The 16,606-nt window shown below is 64.8% G+C and carries 13 protein-coding genes; 7 read left to right on the top strand and 6 right to left on the bottom strand.

Translation table 11 applies throughout. From position 1 onward, the window contains the following. Positions 1-76 precede the first annotated feature (76 nt). The 7 genes from dnaE (at position 77) to HMI59_RS21170 (ending at position 10,127) form a co-directional block, all read left to right on the top strand. Positions 77-5,536, top strand: coding sequence for a DNA polymerase III subunit alpha (dnaE, locus tag HMI59_RS21200; protein WP_193594111.1), 5,460 nt, complete (start codon positions 77-79; stop codon positions 5,534-5,536). Positions 5,537-5,638: 102 nt separating this feature from the next. Beyond that, a complete protein-coding gene (locus HMI59_RS21195; RefSeq protein WP_193594110.1) occupies positions 5,639-5,923 on the top strand; it encodes a hypothetical protein in 285 nt (94 codons plus the stop codon). A 201-nt stretch (positions 5,924-6,124) separates the two neighbouring features. Beyond that, a complete protein-coding gene (locus HMI59_RS21190) occupies positions 6,125-6,601 on the top strand; it encodes a single-stranded DNA-binding protein (protein ID WP_227471699.1) in 477 nt (158 codons plus the stop codon). Positions 6,602-6,730: 129 nt separating this feature from the next. After that, positions 6,731-7,201, top strand: coding sequence for an HNH endonuclease (locus HMI59_RS21185; protein ID WP_193594108.1), 471 nt, complete (start codon positions 6,731-6,733; stop codon positions 7,199-7,201). 10 nt (positions 7,202-7,211) lie between these two features. Then, entirely contained in the window at positions 7,212-7,511 is a 300-nt protein-coding gene (locus HMI59_RS21180) for a hypothetical protein (protein ID WP_227471698.1), read from the top strand. Positions 7,512-7,557: 46 nt separating this feature from the next. Next, the gene (locus tag HMI59_RS21175) at positions 7,558-9,438 is read left to right on the top strand and encodes a CHAP domain-containing protein (protein ID WP_227471697.1); all 1,881 of its coding nucleotides are present in this window, start codon (positions 7,558-7,560) and stop codon (positions 9,436-9,438) included. A gap of 32 nt (positions 9,439-9,470) precedes the next feature. Next, on the top strand, positions 9,471-10,127 hold the full coding sequence (locus tag HMI59_RS21170; RefSeq protein ID WP_193594106.1) for a hypothetical protein: 657 nt from the start codon (positions 9,471-9,473) through the stop codon (positions 10,125-10,127). A 133-nt stretch (positions 10,128-10,260) separates the two neighbouring features. On the opposite strand, the gene HMI59_RS21165 is transcribed toward HMI59_RS21170, so the two are convergent. The 6 genes from HMI59_RS21165 to HMI59_RS21140 form a co-directional block, all read right to left on the bottom strand. Continuing rightward, positions 10,261-10,974 carry a hypothetical protein gene (locus tag HMI59_RS21165; protein ID WP_193594105.1) on the bottom strand — a complete coding sequence of 238 codons (714 nt, stop codon included), beginning with the start codon at positions 10,972-10,974 and terminating at the stop codon, positions 10,261-10,263. Between the two features lie 139 nt (positions 10,975-11,113). Then, positions 11,114-14,152, bottom strand: a complete 3,039-nt coding sequence (locus HMI59_RS21160; RefSeq protein ID WP_193594104.1) for a hypothetical protein — start codon at positions 14,150-14,152, stop codon at positions 11,114-11,116. Further along, positions 14,149-14,601, bottom strand: coding sequence for a hypothetical protein (locus HMI59_RS21155; RefSeq protein ID WP_193594103.1), 453 nt, complete (start codon positions 14,599-14,601; stop codon positions 14,149-14,151). Before HMI59_RS21155 ends, HMI59_RS21160 begins: the two co-directional genes overlap by 4 nt. Positions 14,602-14,675: 74 nt before the next feature. Beyond that, positions 14,676-15,017, bottom strand: coding sequence for a hypothetical protein (locus HMI59_RS21150; RefSeq protein WP_193594102.1), 342 nt, complete (start codon positions 15,015-15,017; stop codon positions 14,676-14,678). Positions 15,018-15,117: 100 nt separating this feature from the next. Further along, positions 15,118-15,537: a hypothetical protein gene (locus HMI59_RS21145; protein ID WP_193594101.1), complete on the bottom strand. Its 420-nt coding sequence runs from the start codon at positions 15,535-15,537 to the stop codon at positions 15,118-15,120. A gap of 9 nt (positions 15,538-15,546) precedes the next feature. Further along, the gene (locus HMI59_RS21140) at positions 15,547-16,572 is read right to left on the bottom strand and encodes a hypothetical protein (protein ID WP_193594100.1); all 1,026 of its coding nucleotides are present in this window, start codon (positions 16,570-16,572) and stop codon (positions 15,547-15,549) included. Between the last annotated feature and the right edge of the window lie 34 nt (positions 16,573-16,606).

Genomic DNA, 16,606 nt, shown 5'->3' with positions numbered 1-16,606 from the left:
CCGCGGACGGCATTCCCGTCCCGCATGATCCGGGCCCGCCGGCCCACTTCCAGCCAGACAGAATTCAGAGGAACCCATGGCGTTCGTCCACCTCCACAACCACACCGAACATTCCGGTTTGGACGGCCTCAGCCGCATCAAGTCCGTTCCGAAGCGCGCTGCAGCCTTGGGCCAGAACGCGATGGCCGAAACCGAGCATGGCTCCCTCGCCGGGGCGTGGAGGTTCACGAAGGCCTGCCAGGCCGCAGGGATCAAGCCGATCATCGGCATTGAAATCTACATGTCCATCGGCGACCGTTTCGAGCGGAACTCCGAGATCGTGGACCGCAACGACGACACCACCGCGGACGCCGACGACGGCAAGGGCGACACCAAGGAAAAGCGCTACGAGCATCTGACCCTGCTGGCCCGCAACGAAACCGGTTGGAAGAACCTGCTGGCCCTGCACAACAAGGCCGAAGAGTCCTACTGGTACAAGCCGCGGATCGACTACGCCCTGCTCAAGGAGCACGGCGAAGGTCTCATCGTGCTCTCCGGCTGCCTGGCCGGTCCCGTCGCAGGTCCCTTGTCCCGCGCCGCCGGTGAAGCAGCGAAGGCCGCCGAGCTGGAGGCCCGGGAACCCGCCGACGAGGCCGAAGCTTCGAAGCTCGCCGCAGAGGCGAAAGCCAACCTCGCCAAGTCAGCAGAATTCGCCGCAGAAGCGCGGAAAAACCTGGACACCCTGATCGACTGTGTCGGCAAGGAAAACGTCTACCTCGAAATCATGTACCACGGCATCGACGCCGAACAGTCGGTCCTGAAGCCGATCGGGCAGCTCTCCCGCGAGTACGAGATCCCGATGGTTGTCACCAACGACTGCCACTACGAAAAAGACGAGGACGCAGACGCCCACGAGGGCTTCCTCGCCGTCGGCAGCAAAAAGGGCCTGGACGACCCCGCCCGCTTCAAGTTCAACGGCAGCGGCTACTACGTGAAGTCCGAGCAGGAAATGCTCGACATCATGCCCGGCAGCAAGTCCTGGGCCGACGCGTGCGCCATGACCCAGGTCATCGCCGACCGCTGCGACGATCAGGTCATCCCGACCCCGCACCAGCGGCTGCCGCACTACCCGCTGCCCGAAGGCTTCGACGACTCCAACGTCTACCTCAAGAAGCTCGTCCAGCAGGGCGCCATCGACCGCTACGGCTATGACGTCGAAACGAAGGAGCGGATCCCGCTCTCCCAAGAGGTCAAGGACCGGCTCCGCGCCGAGTTGGACATCATCGCCGAGATGGGATTCCCGGACTACTTCCTGATCATGTGGGACGTCATCAACTGGTGCCGCTCTGATGCGCCCATCGAGTTCGACAACCCGGACGCGCCGCGGAAGAAGCCCATCCTGGTCGGCCCGGGCCGTGGTTCCGCCGCCGGCTCGGCCGTGTCCTACTGCCTGGGCATCGTCGGCCTGGACCCGCTGTACAACAACCTCCTGTTCGAGCGCTTCCTGGAACCGGGCCGTGCCGGCATGCCAGACATCGACGTCGACTTCGAAAAGGGCCGCCGCGACGAAGTCTTCGCCTACCTCGGCTACCGCTGGGGCAAGGGCAATGTGGCGCGCATCGGCACCTTCGGTGTCGCCCTGTCGAAGGCAGCCATCAAGGACGCCGCCCGCATCCTGAAGCCCTCCGGCCCCAGCGAGGAAATCAAGGCGCAGGCCAAGGAGCTCTTCGCCGTCGGAGAACGCGGCAAGGGTGCCGCGCTGCTGCGCGACGCCGAAAAGGCCGCCTCCGAGCGGGCTTCCCAGATCCTGCGCCTGGGCAACAAGATGTCCGACCTGGTGCCGACTTCCGGTGAAAAGGCCTACGACTTCGCCCACCTGGCCGACACCAAGGACCAGGCCGGCCAGGCGTTCCGCGACCTGGTCGAGGAAGCCGGGCAGGACGCGCAGGACATCCTGGAGATGGCGCGTGCGTTCGAAGGCGTCATCAAGAACGAGTCGATCCACGCCTGCGGCTTCGTCGTCTCCCCCGAACCGCTGGACGAGCTGGTCCCGCTGCGCTGGGCCTCCCACGCCGCTGACGCCGACCCTGCCGCGCCCCGGGTGATCTGCTGGGACGGCCCGGAGGTCGAGGACTACGGCTTCCTGAAGATGGACATCCTGGGCCTGATGAACCTGGACATCGTCTCCACCGCGCTGGAAAACATCGAGATGTCCACCGGCGAGAAGCTCACCATGGATGACATCCCGCACCCAGACACCAAGGGCAACCCGAAGGTTGATGCCGCGTTCGCGCTGATCGCCGCGGGCAACACCGGCGGCGTCTTCCAGATGGAATCGGCCGGCATGGTCAAAATCGCCCAGGACGTCGTCCCGGAGTCCCTCACCGACATCTCTGCCATCGTGGCACTGTTCCGCCCCGGCCCGCTGGCCGCCAAGGTCCCGGACCGGTACGCCGCGCGTAAGAACGGGCTCGAAGAGGTCGACTACAACCAGTTCACCTCCGACCCGGTCGAGCAGGAATGGATCGCATCCGTTTTGGGTGAAACCTATGGCGTGTTCTGCGTGGCCGAAGGCGAGAGGGTCTACTCCGCTACCCGCGGACTGATGGTGCCCATCGAAGACCTGAAGGTCGGCGAAATGGTTCAAGGCGTGGACGCTAACGGCGTCCACCGGCTCGCACCAGTCACCGCCCACGCCCTCACCGGGCATCGGCAGGTGTTCAGGCTGACCTTGGCTGACGGGAAGAGTGTTCGGCTCACAGATGACCACCCCGTCCTCACCCACCGCGGGTGGGTGAAGGTGGCGGAACTTCGTCCCAACGACACTATTGCAACGCCGTGGGAACTGCTCAAAGATGCCAACTGCTCGGAAGAGCTCCCAGTCGACGAAGGGCGCCTCTTGGGGTACCTTCTTGGCGACGGTTCGCTCGCCACGGGAACGCGCAGCAGCTTCACGAACAAGGACGACGTCCTTCATGCCGAATTTGCCCGCTGCGTCTCGTCAGTTTTCCCCGGATACGCCGCCAAGCGCCTTCCCGGCACTATCCACTCCGTGATCGCCGGGAACGAGCGTCAGGGCGGTCTCGGCGGCTCCGTAGCCGGCAAGCATCTTGAGTGGCTCCGCGGCCTCGGTCTCAAGCAGGCCAGCAGCGGTTGCCACTCCCGCGACAAGTTCATCCCCGCGGCGTGGTTGTCCCAGCTGGGCGACCCTGCATGGTCTCTCGTAGGCGCCCTGTGGGACTGCGACGGCACCATCGGTCTCAAGGTCGCGGCCTACAAGACGATCTCCAAACAGCTCTGCGAGGACCTCTCCTACCTCCTCTTGCGGCTCGGTTACGCGACGTCTATCACCATGCACGCCTACCAGAACCCGACGGGCAACCACGAGGTTGCTTATCACCTTGGCGTCGTAGACGTCGAACGGTTCAAGGGGGAGATCGCTTCCTACCTCCGAAGCGCATCTAAGATTGCTGGGTGCTCTGACCTGTCGGGCCACGGGACGAACAACCGCACCCGCGGATCCTGGGTGGATGCTTCCTTCGTTCGGGAAATTGTCCGGACGGCCTCCGGCACGCTCGGAACAGCCGTTCGCATGGCCGGCATCCCCAAGGGCGGTCTCCGGCAGTGCACCTTTGCCGGCCACGAGATGGTGGCCAAGCTGGCGGCAGCGACCGGCAGCCCGGCGCTCCAGTCGCTCGAAAGATCACGCTGGGTCCGGATCCGTGGAATCGAAGCAGACGGTTTCGAGGATGTCTTTGACATCTCTGTGGAAGGAATCTCAAGCTTCGTTGCTGAAGGTATTGTCGTCCACAACTGCTTCCAGGAATCCTTGATGCGCCTGGGCACAGTCATCTCCGGCTTCGACGCCTCACAGCGTTCGGTGCTGCGCAAGGCTGTCGGCAAGAAGGACGCCAAGAAGATGGCAGAGGTTGGCCAGATGCTGGCCGAAGGTGCAGAGAAGGAGTTCTTCGACGAGGACGGGACGATGATCTCCCCGAAGTTCTCGGCAAAGACCGCAGCCCACATGTTCGAGCTGATGAAGGGCTCCGCGTCCTACCTGTTCAACGCCTCCCACTCGGCCGCCTACGCCCAGCTGGCGTTCGTCACCGCGTACCTGAAGGCCAACTGGCCGGTCGAGTACGCCGCCGCGATCCTCGCCATCGCCGACAAAGACGACAAGCGCATGAACGCGTTCTGGTCCCTGAAAGCGGACGGCATCACGGTCCTCGCCCCGGACGTCAACCTGTCCCTGGCCCGCACCGCGCCCGTGAACGGCTCCGTTCTGATGGGCCTGGCCGAGGTCAAGGAGGTCGGCGTCGCCGGCCACTACATCGTCGCCGAACGCAACGCTAACGGTCCCTTCAAGAACCTGCACGACGTGCTCACCCGCGTGACTGTGCCGGGCAAGAACGGGGGCGAGCCGACCAAGCTTCCCGTCGGCGCCATCCAGGGCCTCATCGAAGCCGGGGCCCTGGACTCCTTCGGTCCCCGGCTCGGCCAGCTCATGACGCTGCGGGCAGCCCACAAGACGGATCTGTCGCCGATCGACGCCGAATGGTCCGACGTGGAGGAATCCACCCGGCAGCGTCAGCGCCTCGGTGTCAGCCTCGGCACCCACCCACTTCAGTCCCTCAAGGAAGAAATCCTCGAATGGGAAGGCCCTGGCGGCGGTAAAGCAACCCCGCTGCACAAGATCGCGGACGAGAACGGCGAAGCGGTCCTGACCGTCGGCGTCATCTCCATGTGGGAAGAGAAGGGCTACTCCGGCGGTAGGCGGGCCAACTTCGCCCTCGAATCCTCCAAGGTCACCATCCAGGGCGTCATGTGGGACCGCACCCTGTCCAACCTGCGCCGCCGCGGCGCTGTCCCCAAGGTCGGCGACGTCGTAGCCGTGTCGGGCAGGGTCAACGTCCGCACCACCTCGGTGGGCGACGACGACTCCGAAACCCAAGACACCATCACCACCAAGGAGCTTTCCATTTTTGAAGTCTGGCCGATCGCCTCGGCAACTGCCCCGGAAATCAACGAGCCGCCGGCTGTCATCGACTTCGCCGCCAAATACCGTGAGCTGCGGGCTGCGAACCCGGACAAGCCCAAGGGCCCGGACGGCGGCCAGGACGATGAGACGCCGAAGGCGCCTGCAGCCGAACCCGAAACGGCGGTCGTCGCCGAGGTCACCGACCTTGACGATCACCGGAAGAAGAGCCGGTCCAGGCTGGTCGTCGTGGCCACCTCGGCTCTTGGCCGGGGCCTGGCAGGAAAGATCCTTATCGGCGAATCCGACGTCGTGAAACCCCACCTGATCACGAGCTGGCCCACGAAGAAGATACAGCCCGGATCCATCTACCGGGTCATGTGCCCCGGGGACGTCGTCGTCATCCTTCTGGTCAAGTCCCCGTCACTGGGGCACGACCAGTTGCTGGAAATCTCAAACGGCATTGCCATCGATGACCCGCGCTGGACGAAGCAGGAAGGCCCGGACGCCCTCTACACCTGGTATCTGCTGGAGCAGGCGTCAGAAGAGGCAGACGAGGCCGGAGAGAACCTGGCCGCGTAGGCGGTGAGAGGGGCTCCGGAATCCGCACACATGAAGCAGGAACAGGCGGACATGCCGCCAAGGATCTACCCGCCGCTGTGTGCGGCAGAAGGAGCCCCCTTCGTGAGCCCCGCCATCGACAAGCCCCAGACGGACACCACCCTCGCCGCTCTGGCCGTGCTTGAACGCTTCGCCACCCAGGATTTCGATTCGGTCGACGCCTTGCTGGACACCACAAACAACAAGGAGCTGGCCATGGGCCTGCTCGATGTTTCCCGGATGCTCACCGGCATGCTGGCCCGGGCCACAGACGCCCGCCACGACGAGGTCATCGTCCACGTTCGCGAAACCATCATGGGCCTGATCCACGAGGGCCACCTCGGCACCGCCCTCCAGCCCGTCAACTGACCTGTTGCTGCGGTGACGTTTTTGCCGTCTGCCGCACACATAAAAACCAGAAGGAGAGGCCCGTTCCGTGCCTTTCCAACTGATGCGGAACCTGCGCGAAATTGACACCCGTCATCCGCCGGGACGCATAGGAACACCAGAAAGCCGGAGCCGTTCCGGGTTTCTACCGCAGCCCTTATGGGCCTGACGAAAGGCACCACCTTGTACAACATCCCCTTCTCCGGCAACCTGACCGCAGACCCGGAACTCAACACCAACACCGCCTCGGGTATCGCCCGCCTGAACTTCCGCCTGGCGGTCAACGAAGGCGAACGCGGCTCGGACAACGAGAAGACCCACTACCTGAACTTCACGGCCTTCGGCACGACCGCCGAGAACGCCGCGAAGTCCTTCAAGAAGGGTGACCGGCTCCTGGTCCTCGCCCGCGTGAACACGTACCCGAAGACGGTGTACCTGGAGAACGCAGAGAAGGAACTGGAGGAGAAGGAGATCACGATGGTCGGCTTCACCGCCAGCGACATCTCCGCTCCGGTCCGCTTCGCCACCGTGGACGTCCACAAGGTTGCGAAGAAGGAGGGCGGAGAAAGTTCTGCTCCCGCGAAGAAGGCCCCCGCTCCCCGCGCGGCGGCTTCCAAGCCGAAAGTCGCAGTGCCCGCCGGCGGTGACGACGACTTCTAAGCCCTAGCGGCCGGAGTCTCTTCACACGGAAAGCCCCGTCCAGCCCCAAAGCGGGCCGGGCGGGGTTTTCCGTTGCGCCCGTCTACGCATGTTTCCTACTGACAGTGCCTCGACCACCGAGAAAGCATCATGATCTCCCCCACCGCCATCACAGACGCCCTCACCGGGCTGGCCGCACAGATCCCAGTGCTGGTCACGGCGAACCCTGTACCGTTCGCCGTCATCGCCGGATTTTTCGTGCTCATCTATGCGGCCCGGGCCGCTGCCAGGAACCGCCCGGTGGCGACGGACCCGTCACGGCTGTTCTCCCAGGCCCAGCGCAACGAAGGCTTCGCCCGGGCCGGCGGCCGGTGCGAGCTGGACGGGTTCTTCTTCACGCGGTGCAAGGGCCAGGCCCACCACGGCGACCACCATTTCCCCTGGTCCCGCGGCGGCTCGACGTCGATGACCAACTTCGTCGCCGCCTGCGCACGGTGCAACACTTCCAAAGGCGCGAAGATCCCCAGCGCCTGGGCGACGATGCGCATGGAAGCCCGCCGCCGGAAGTACTTCCCGCAGGGCGTCCCGGTGAAGGCTGGTGAACGCTTTGCCCACCGCTGAGCATCCTATTGTGGCGCCTGAAGTCGGTGAACTGTGGTCGCTGGCCGGCGAGGACAGGCACGGAATCTTCCTGGGCGACGGGCTGTGGAACGTCCTGTCCTACGTCAATGACGAATACACCCTCGAGCAGGTCGCCGGTCTGGAACCGCGGACTCGGGCCGACGACCAGCCGGCCGGCTTCCATTGGGCGGACCAGTTTGATGCGCTGGCCGCCGCGGACGGCCTGAGGATCACCTGGGCGGAGGAAATACTGACGTATCAGGCGCAGGGCTGGGACAAAATCCGGAAGCTGCGGCCCTCCACCGTTTAGGGCCCGCCGATGAGCGTCATCCCAAAATCTGCGCATGTTTCAGGGCATGAGCACCAATCCTTCTGAAAGCACCGGCCCGGCCGCTCCGGCAACCCCGGATCCGGCAGGAGGTGCCGATAGCAAGCCCACGGCCGCGGACCAAGCCAAGGCCGATGGCGCGGATGTGGCGGTTGCCGCCCTCAAAGGAGCCGCGACCGGCGGACTCAGTGGCGCAGCGATAGGAGCCCTCAAAGGCGCTGCCAAGACCAAGACCGGCCGCAACGTGGCTATCGCCGCCGTTGCAGCACCAATCCTGGCAGTCTCCCTGTTGACCGGCATTGTCTTCGGTGCAGTCCAATCCACCATGGCAGCCCCGGCCGGGCGCGCGACCATCGCCCAAACGGCAGCCCTGACGGCCTTCGAGAACAAGGACGAGCTGCGCTCCATCCAGGACGCCGCCACCCAGGGTGGGGTGCCGTGGCCGGTCATCGCCGGCATCTACCAGACGGTGAAGAACAAGAGCGGCGATAAGGGCACCGGGCCGTTCGGCATCGACATGGCCAAGGCCGGTTCTCAAATCAGCGAAGCTGACGCCAACAACTTCGACAAAGCGGCAGTGTATGTCGCCCGGAAGCTGAAGGCGGCAGCCCCCGCCACGATCGACATGCTCCCCGACCCGTCACTGGACGCCGGCTACATGGACACCCGCGGGGACAAGAACGAGAGTGTTCTGAAACCGATCGACAACGACCTGGCCAAAGCTGTCCGGGACAAGGTCAAGGCCGCCTACGTGGCCGCCCTGACGGCCGTTCCCCTCCAGGGCAATCCCGCTACCGCGGATGCTGCCTTCGCCAGCTCCCTCAAATGGATGGCTGGCAGCCCTCCGGACAAGTGCGGCCCCGGCACCGTCAACGTCGGCGGCAACAGCGCCGGTTCGCTCAACCCGAAGCAGACCGCCTACGCCCAGGCGATCATCAACCAGGTCGCCGCCAAGGGCATGCCCGAAAACGCTGCAATCATCGCCATCGCCACCGCAATGCAGGAATCAACCCTGCAGATGTACTGGAACGCCCAGGTCCCCGGATCCAAGGAGCTCTCCGACGGCGGCCCGGAGGGTGGTTTTGACCTCACCGACGGGCGTATTTCGTACTCGGTCGGCTTGTTCCAGCAGCAGGTGCACGGCAACAGCTTCCCGTGGGGCACCGTCGAGGACGCCATGAACCCGACCAAGTCCACGGACATGTTCCTCGAGGCACTCCTGAAGGTCCCTGGTTGGCAGGACATGCCGCTGACCGTCGCGGCACAGACCGTCCAGCGGTCAGCCTTCCCGTCCGCCTACGCGGACGATGAGGTAACGGCCAGGAAGGTCGTGTCAGAGCTGAAGCCAACCACCGGCAGCTACGGCACCACGACAACCTCGGGCCCGTCCAATGGGTCTTCTCCCGCAACCCCTTCGAACAGCTGCGGCCCAGCCACCGGCGGTGTCGGCACCGGCGGTATGGGCAAGGGGGACGACTACCCGTTCAAGGACGCCCAGATTTACACCCCGGACCCCTGGGGACTGTACTACCGGGAGTGCACCTCGTTCACGGCCTGGCGCATCAACGTCCAGATGGGCTACAAGGAAGGCGGCCCGTGGCCCTTCACGGTCGCCACCCAGGGCGTTGGCCTGTTCGGAGACGGCGGCCAGTGGGGACACACCCTCGGATCGAAGTACCCTGTCGACAAAACCCCGAAGCCCGGTGCCGTCGCCTGGTGGGGTCCCTATTTCAGCAGCTCGACCACCAACACGCAGGAGTACGGCCACGTAGGAATTGTCGGGGCAGTGAACCCTGACGGTACCGTCTTGATCGAGGAATACAACTTCGGCTACAACCACAACTACCACACCCGGACCATCCCGGCCGGCGACGTCAGCGGCTACATCCACATCGCCGACATCCCCTGAGCCCGACCCGAACCAACGCGGAGGAACGCCCCATGGCCGCTGAATCAAAGCAGCTTCACCCTGCACTGCAGTACCTCAAAAACAACGCCGTGGTGATCGGCCTGGTGGTCATCGTGGCCGCCTCAGTGGCCTTCTTCGCGTTCACGCAGAGCGCCCCGGCCGAGAAGCAGGCAGCGGAGGTCAAGCCCACAGCACCCGCGACCGCGGTGCTGGAGCCGAACGCAGGAGCCACAAGCCCCTCAGAAGCCCCAGAAGGACAGGCCGGCTCCAACGGCTCGTCCACAGCCGCCACAGCCGCCACAGGCCCGGAGAACGGCCCACAGCCGGCCCCAACGCCTACTCCAACCAAGGTCGTGCTCGGCAGCGAACCCCAGGCGGTGGCAGCCAAGGACTGGCGCACCTACGCGCAGGAGTTCTCCAAGGCCTGGGTCACCACCGCGGACGGCAAAAACGCGTGGCTGGGCCGCCTGAAGCCGCTGGTAAGCGCAGACCTCTACGCCGGGTTCACGCGGACGGACATTGGCACAATTCCCACGGCCAAGTACCAGAGCGTGTCCCTGGCCGAGGAGTCCCTGGCGTCCAAGACGTTCCGCGCGTACTCAACAAACGGGCCGATGTTTGAGGGCCGGGTCTCCGTCCAGGCGGACGGCAGCTGGATCGTTGACCAGGTCGGGCCGCCCGAGAAGTAACCGCACGACAGAAAGGCCTCTCCCAAAGACGGAGGGGCCTTTCTTATGCCCTGGGCGGCCGAGGTGACGTCGGGCACTCAAAGGGCCCCCTCCTGACCGGAGGGGGCCCTTTGAGTCCGGCTGAGCGTCCGTCCTAGTAGTTGCTCATGTCGTTACGCTGGTGAACAAGTTGCTCATGAATGCCTGACAATTGCTCGGACTGGCTTTCCACAGCCCTTAGAAGTGCTTCCGCATCGTTCCGGAAGATCTTCTCCATCGAGTAGCGGATGTCCCACAGGCTGTACTTCTTGTCGATCTCCAGGACGGTCAAGGTCTCGTCGAAGAGCTCCACCGGCTCGTTGAGGACCTTCTGGTCCTCGCCCGGGAAGCGCTGGGAGTTCGGCCGGTGGGCGAGCATCTTGGCGGCCCGGATGAGCTGGCGGGTGTCGTACTCGCCGAGGCGCTCCGGACGCTTCGCTGTCACCCGGGGAAGAATGGCGAGCCGGTGCTGCTCGTACTCGTTCTTGAACCGCTGCTGGTACTCGGCGAGGTGCTTCTCTTTGGGGACCGGGTTCTGGCTCTCCCAAGCGGCCCGCCACTGGGCCATCTCAGCTTCCATGTCCCGATCGATTTCGTCTGACCGGAACTTGGCGTATGCATCATTCACCTGGTCGATGATCTCGTCGGGTATGTCGACGCTGGACCAGAACTGGATGCAGTGCTCAGCCGTTGCGGACGGTGCCGGGTTGAGGAACGAACCGTCGGTTCGGTCAAAGAGTCGGATGGGGGCCTCCGAGTGCTTGTTGGCCGCAAACTGGCCGCCGACAGGGATTCCCTGCGGCTGTCGGTTGATGCCTTCTGATGTCATTGTGGGTGAGCTCCCTTGGTGCTTGAGTGTCTATCCTGCGCCTCGCGGTTGCTCGGCGTTGATCTTACTGGATCGTCTTGCTTCGGTGCGGAAAATGCCTCCTACCGGTTTGTGTCCGGCAGGAGGCATTTTCGACGAGCTAGACGACTGGCATCTGTTCGGTCGCCGGCGTGGCGCTTCCGGCTCCTCCAGCAGGGCCGCCCGCGTCGGGCCGCTCGTTCCTCTGGCCAGCACTCCCTGACGGAGGGGTCTGTGGCCCATTGCCGCCGGCCAGGTTCTCCGAACCGTTGCTGCGCTTGCTGATCTTGGGCTCCTTCGGCGCCTTCTGCTTCATCTGGTGGCGCATCGCCTGACGGTACGTCTCGGTGCGGGCGTCGTCCCGTTCGCGGCGTGCGGCCGGCAGGTTGTTCACGCCTGCGCCGAGAGCCTTCTTGGCAGCCCATGCACCGGCTGCGACCGGAACAATGGCCAGCGCCGGCGTGGTGAGTGCGAGCAACGCACCACCGGCGGCGGCACCAGCGCCGTACTTGGCGGCCGTGCGGAAGGGACGTTCCCGGAACTCCTGGCCGGCGGCGGACCAGGAGTTCTTGACCGAAGCCAGGGCCTTGCCCCGCACTGTTGTCGGCAGCGGCGTGAGGCCGAGCTCGGCGCGGCGCTGCTTCTCGAACTCCAGTGCCTTGACGCGCTCCTCTTTCGCGGCCTCGCGCATTGCCTTCCGGTCCATCGCGGACATGTGACCGCTGGCGAGCCGGGAGTTCGGGACGTTGGAGTTGATCAGGTCGAGGTGATCGAGCTTGCCGTCGGCGTAGCCTCCGCGGACCTGCTCTGCCGTCACGCGGCCTGCCGTAGGCTGCTCGCTGGCAACCTGCTCAGCAGCCGGCTGCGAAGCCGTTGCCTGGCCTGTTGTCTGCTCTTCCGTGCTCGCCTTGTCGGCCGTCGTCTCGGCCACCTCCTCAGCGACACCGCCCCGGCGTTTGGCCGCGCCCGCCGCAGCCGTGCCTGCAGCTCCACCCGCGGCACCGAACGCGCCGGCCATGACTGCGCCGCCACGCCGCTTGGCGCCCTCAAGCCCGCCCGGAAGCCCGGTGCCGGCGGCCAGTGCCCCGCGGCTGCCTGCAGTGCTTGAAGTGCCTGGAGCGGCAGCGCCGCGGCGTGCCGCCGAGCCGTTGCCCAGGCGTCCGCCGGAGGCTGCGGACATGACACTGTTCATTCCCCGGCCGCTGGCGCGCTTGGCCGCGTTCATGGCACGGGCGCCGTGCCGGCGAGCCTGTCCGTCAAGCAGGGACCCGATGCCGACTGCGGCTGCTCCGCCCACGGCGGCCGTGGAGGCGCCCCAGGCAAGGCCGGCGGAGAGCTTGAACGGGGACGGAACCTTCATGACCTTGGTGAACATCATGTGGAGCAGGAAGACCGCCATCAGCGGGGAAAGGCCCGTCCAGAAGGTGGCGACCAGTGACCCGTCGCCGCCGAGAAAGGTTGCTCCCATGTCCTGCAGCATCTTGGAGAGCACTGCGACCAGGGCGAAGATCATCTGGATGCCGAAGACGAAGATGTTCATTCCCAGGAGCATCTTCACGAAGCCCGAAAGCTTATCCGTGCCGGCGCTGGGCAGCAGGCACATGATGACCAGGAAGAAGGCGGTGATGATCATGATGACCATGGCGACCTTCGCAACGATGATCGAAATGGCGATCGCACCGAAGACGCCGAGCATGGCCAGTGCGGACAGGTTGTAGGCGAAGACCGAGGTCATGCCCTGGAAGTTGTAGTTGCCGTGCAGGGTCAGGATGTAGTCCCGCAGCTGCAGATCCGACGGGATGCGCTTCTGCACGTCGGCGTCGCTGGAGGGCCAGTTCATGGCGCCGGGAACGTCGCCGCCTTCCATGTACCAGTTGCGGCAGTCATCCTTGCTGACCTTCTGCTCGTTGTCGCCGCTGGCGAAGTTTGCCTGGATGCTCCAGCTGTTGGCGTCGCTGGGGTTTGCGCCCATGCCGTTGAGGCGGCAGGTCGACCAGCCGATCATGGACCGGTCACGGCTGACGGTGTCGGTGGGCTGCCACGCCTGGGAGAAGTAGTTGGTGACCTTGTAGCCGTTGTCGCCCCAGAACCGTGCCATGGTGCCGCGGACGCTGGATGCGCCGGCGGAGTTGGCGTCGACGGCTTCATTGCCCATGACGGGCACACCGGAGTTCCAGTCCAGCAGGTGGCAGTACGTGTTGTCGTCCAGCCCGCTGGTTCCGAACTGGGCGGTTCGCCAGGTCTTGAGGCCAGTGCCTTCCCAGAGGGTGGACATGATCATTGGAACGCCCGAGGACAGCTTGTCAGCGCCAGTCCCGTAGGTTGCCTGGTAGCCGGCCTTCAGGGACTGGACGTAGTTGTTGCAGCCGAGCGGATTGCTGGTGTCGTACATGCCGGTAGCCGTCGTGGGCATGGCCAGCGCGGAGGCCGGGGCGGATGCCAGAGAGGAGACGGTCTTGTTCAGCGTGGTGACAATCCAGCCCGGGGACATCAGTCCCGGCTTGTACGGTGCGGCGCTGCCGTCCTTTCCGCCACCGGTCGAGGCCATGGAGCCGCCGACCATGAGGGCCAGGAGGCCGACGATGGCGCCTTTGGCAACGATGGTCTTCCAGGCAGCTCCGCCGCGGCGGCGTGCCTGGAAGAGCAGGATTCCCACGGAAATGACAACGATGCCGGCCAGAAGGCCGGATCCCAGGACGGCGTCACCGATCGTGGCACCAACCTTGTCCGCGGCACCGCCCATGGAGTCGAGCATGCAGAAGTTGATGGCGAACGAGGACAGGCCTGTGCCGAGGGACCACATGAAGTTGCCCGTCGACATGCCGCTGGAGACGAGCGCGTGGCGCTGCAGCAGCGTTGCCGTGTCGGAGAACATCGTGTTGTCGAGCCTGGAGTGCAGGTTCGAGGTCGAATCCGCCCACCGGTTCACGGGCAGCAAGGGAGATGAGGCTGCGTACTTGCCGCCGCCGTCAGCTGAGTTGCCACAGGCACTGGTAGGCGTGGTCACGCTGCCGTCGTCCAGCTTGACCGGGACAGATACCGCAACGGCGGCCCGTTCAGCGGAAGGGACGGCGGCTGTGGCCGTCGGGGCAAACCCGAGGACCAGCGTGGCCATCACAATGAGCGTCCCGATCAGGCGGGTGAGCAGGGACTTCTTCATCGGGAGAACGCCTCAAAATCTTCGAAGTGGTTGGACTGCATGGGCCGGGAGTCATCATCGTCGCGATAGACGGGGACGGCGATCTGGCGGATGATGCCGAATTTTTCACCGTTGACGTCGACGGGCTGGCCGCAGAGATAGAACGTGTTCACGTTGGAGCGCTTCTTGTCGAACATTGCCTGGTAGGTCCGCAGCTGCAGGCCTTCCTTGGAGCGGCGTTCAATGAGCAGGAACGCGGCGGCTTCGACGGCGGGGATCCACAGGAGCGCCCAGGTGTTGAGCATCGGGAAGAAAACTCCGGTCAGGATGCCTCCGGGGACCATGGCGAACACGGCGATCCAGAAGGTCCTCCATTTCATTTCCACCGTGCCAATGACCGTGGTGCGTTCGGCACCCGAGGTGCGGCCTGTCATCGGTGTCAGCAGATAGAGGGAGTTTATGGAGGCCAAGACGTGGTCCCTTCAGACGTGAGCCGGGGCTTGGAAGCCCCGGCTCATCGGTTGTTCAAGCCCGAGGGCCGGGCTTAGTGACCTGAGGTAGCGGTCTCGGCCAGCTTGATCGCGATGTTCGCGACAAAGTCGAGGATGCCGAGCAGCAGCGGGAACAGGAGCGCCGGGGCTGCGAGGATCGCGCCGGGGATCAGCGCGCCCCACAGCGGCTGCGAGCCCTGGCCCATTCCGCCTCCGCGGCGACGGTCCCAGGCCCACTTTATGAGGGCGAAGACCACGAGGCAGACGCCTACGACTGTCATGAGAGTCGTGATGCCTGGGAAGCCGGACGTGATGGCGCCCCAGAAGGCGTCCCAGCCGCCCTTGAGGTCAACCTTGTCAGCTGCCGTCGGGACGGCCATGGGAAGTGCGCTCATTTCTTGCCTTTCTTGGACGCACCCGCCGGTGGCGAATGTCGTTTATTTCTGCGGGGTACTTCTACTCATTCACATGCGTAGAGATCTGAGGGACGGCCGTTCAGCGGGAAATAAACCCCATGACCCGCTGAACTTTCGGGTCGTGGTTAAGTCGTTCGCGATTCTTGTCCGACAGGTCCCAGCCGGCCAATGCGGCGGCGCGCACCAGCGGGTGAGGATCCTCCGCGGCCCGGTCAGCAGTGCCCGCGTATCCGGTGTTCACTGCTGCCAGCCGCACTGACGCCGGCTGGTCCGCTTCAGCGAGCCGCTCCAGGACGTCATCCGGGACCCGAATGCTGGAGGTCAACTCTGCCCGGACCAGCGGGTCGTTGCTCTCAGCCAGTGCACGGAGCTGCTCCACGTCAGCATCGCCGACGGACGGGAAGTCAGTGTCGTTGATGCTGACGGCGGGCTCCGTGTGGGAGGAAGCGGCGAACTGGCCGCCGCTTCGGACTCCCTTTGGTACTCGGTTCGTGGGCACTGAGACCTCCTAGATCTTCTTGCTGTGCTTGTTGTTGGCGATCGCCATGGCGGACTCCCACATGGTCTGGGCGCGGTCTGCACCGAAACGCTCGAGAGTGTCGACGATCTTTTCCTGCTCCTCGAAGCCGATCTCTCCGAACGGTGCGAAGAGCGCCTCGGTGGCTTCACCGTCGTTGCCAACCGCCCACGCCCTGCAGGCGCCAAGGATGCCGTTCTTGTGGTTCTCCATGACTCCGCGGTGCTTGGTGACCTGGCGCTGGGAAAGGCTGCCCGGCTGGGACATCGGAACTCCGGTGCCCTCGGCGATGGCATTCCAGGCCAGACGCTTCATCTCGGCTTTGTGCGCGGCGCCGGTCTCTTCCATGGCCTGGTGGGCACGGTCCATGTAGGAGCCGGGTTCGATGTAGTGACCGCTGGTTTCAGGGCTCACGAGAGTCGCTCCGAGGGTCGATTCAACGCCACCGTCCACGCCGTGAGGTGCGTCAAGGGAACGGTCGAAGGTGCGGGCGATCATGAAGTCCTTGGACGGCTTGTGGCGCGGGTCGTGCCACTCGTCGCGGACCTTCTGTTCGAGGGCAGTCTTTTCGCGCTGGGTCATCGGCCGGCCGATCTTGGCCTCGATTTCCTCGCGCTGCTTCTCGAAGATGACGTAGGCGCGGCGGTCTTCGGCCCGGAACACCGTTTCGGTGGCACGCACCGTCTGGTTCGCGGCGGTGGACGCCAGCCACTGCTTGTAGTCGGTGACTTTGTTGCCGCGGTTCATAGCCTCCAGGAACTGCAGCATCGTCTCCTGGGCGATGTCGTCTTCGTCCTTGACCAGCGACTTCTCAGCCTGGTTGTACCGGCGGCGCCAGACCTTGGTGGAGCTGTAGCTGATCTCCATGACTTCCTCGGCAGAGGTCAGTTCGTTGAGACGCTGCGTCGCGAGGCTCACGGTCGGCTCGGCGTGTGCGGTCGCCGCGAATTGGCCGCCAGTGCGGACGCCCTTGGGGACGCGGTTCATGCCGGCTGAGGATGCGTTGTCGTTGCTCATGCCTGGTGTGTGTGCGGCAACTTCACAAAACGCG

Origin of the sequence: Paenarthrobacter sp. YJN-5 (genome assembly GCF_015040095.1) — a bacterium.
In the GTDB taxonomy this organism is placed as follows: Bacteria; Actinomycetota; Actinomycetes; order Actinomycetales; family Micrococcaceae; genus Arthrobacter; species Arthrobacter ureafaciens.
The sequence above is the reverse complement of the archived record's forward strand: the minus strand, read 5'-3'. Positions and strand labels throughout refer to the sequence as shown.

Bases quoted from the DNA above. Each gene is read 5' to 3' on its own strand.
- dnaE (WP_193594111.1), top strand. From the start codon at position 77: ATGGCGTTCGTCCACCTCCACAACCACACCGAACATTCCGGTTTGGAC.
- HMI59_RS21185 (WP_193594108.1), top strand. From the start codon at position 6,731: ATGATCTCCCCCACCGCCATCACAGACGCCCTCACCGGGCTGGCCGCA.
- HMI59_RS21140 (WP_193594100.1), bottom strand. From the start codon at position 16,572: ATGAGCAACGACAACGCATCCTCAGCCGGCATGAACCGCGTCCCCAAG.
- HMI59_RS21150 (WP_193594102.1), bottom strand. From the start codon at position 15,017: ATGAGCGCACTTCCCATGGCCGTCCCGACGGCAGCTGACAAGGTTGAC.
- HMI59_RS21175 (WP_227471697.1), top strand. From the start codon at position 7,558: ATGAGCACCAATCCTTCTGAAAGCACCGGCCCGGCCGCTCCGGCAACC.
- HMI59_RS21160 (WP_193594104.1), bottom strand. From the start codon at position 14,152: ATGAAGAAGTCCCTGCTCACCCGCCTGATCGGGACGCTCATTGTGATG.
- HMI59_RS21170 (WP_193594106.1), top strand. From the start codon at position 9,471: ATGGCCGCTGAATCAAAGCAGCTTCACCCTGCACTGCAGTACCTCAAA.
- HMI59_RS21165 (WP_193594105.1), bottom strand. From the start codon at position 10,974: ATGACATCAGAAGGCATCAACCGACAGCCGCAGGGAATCCCTGTCGGC.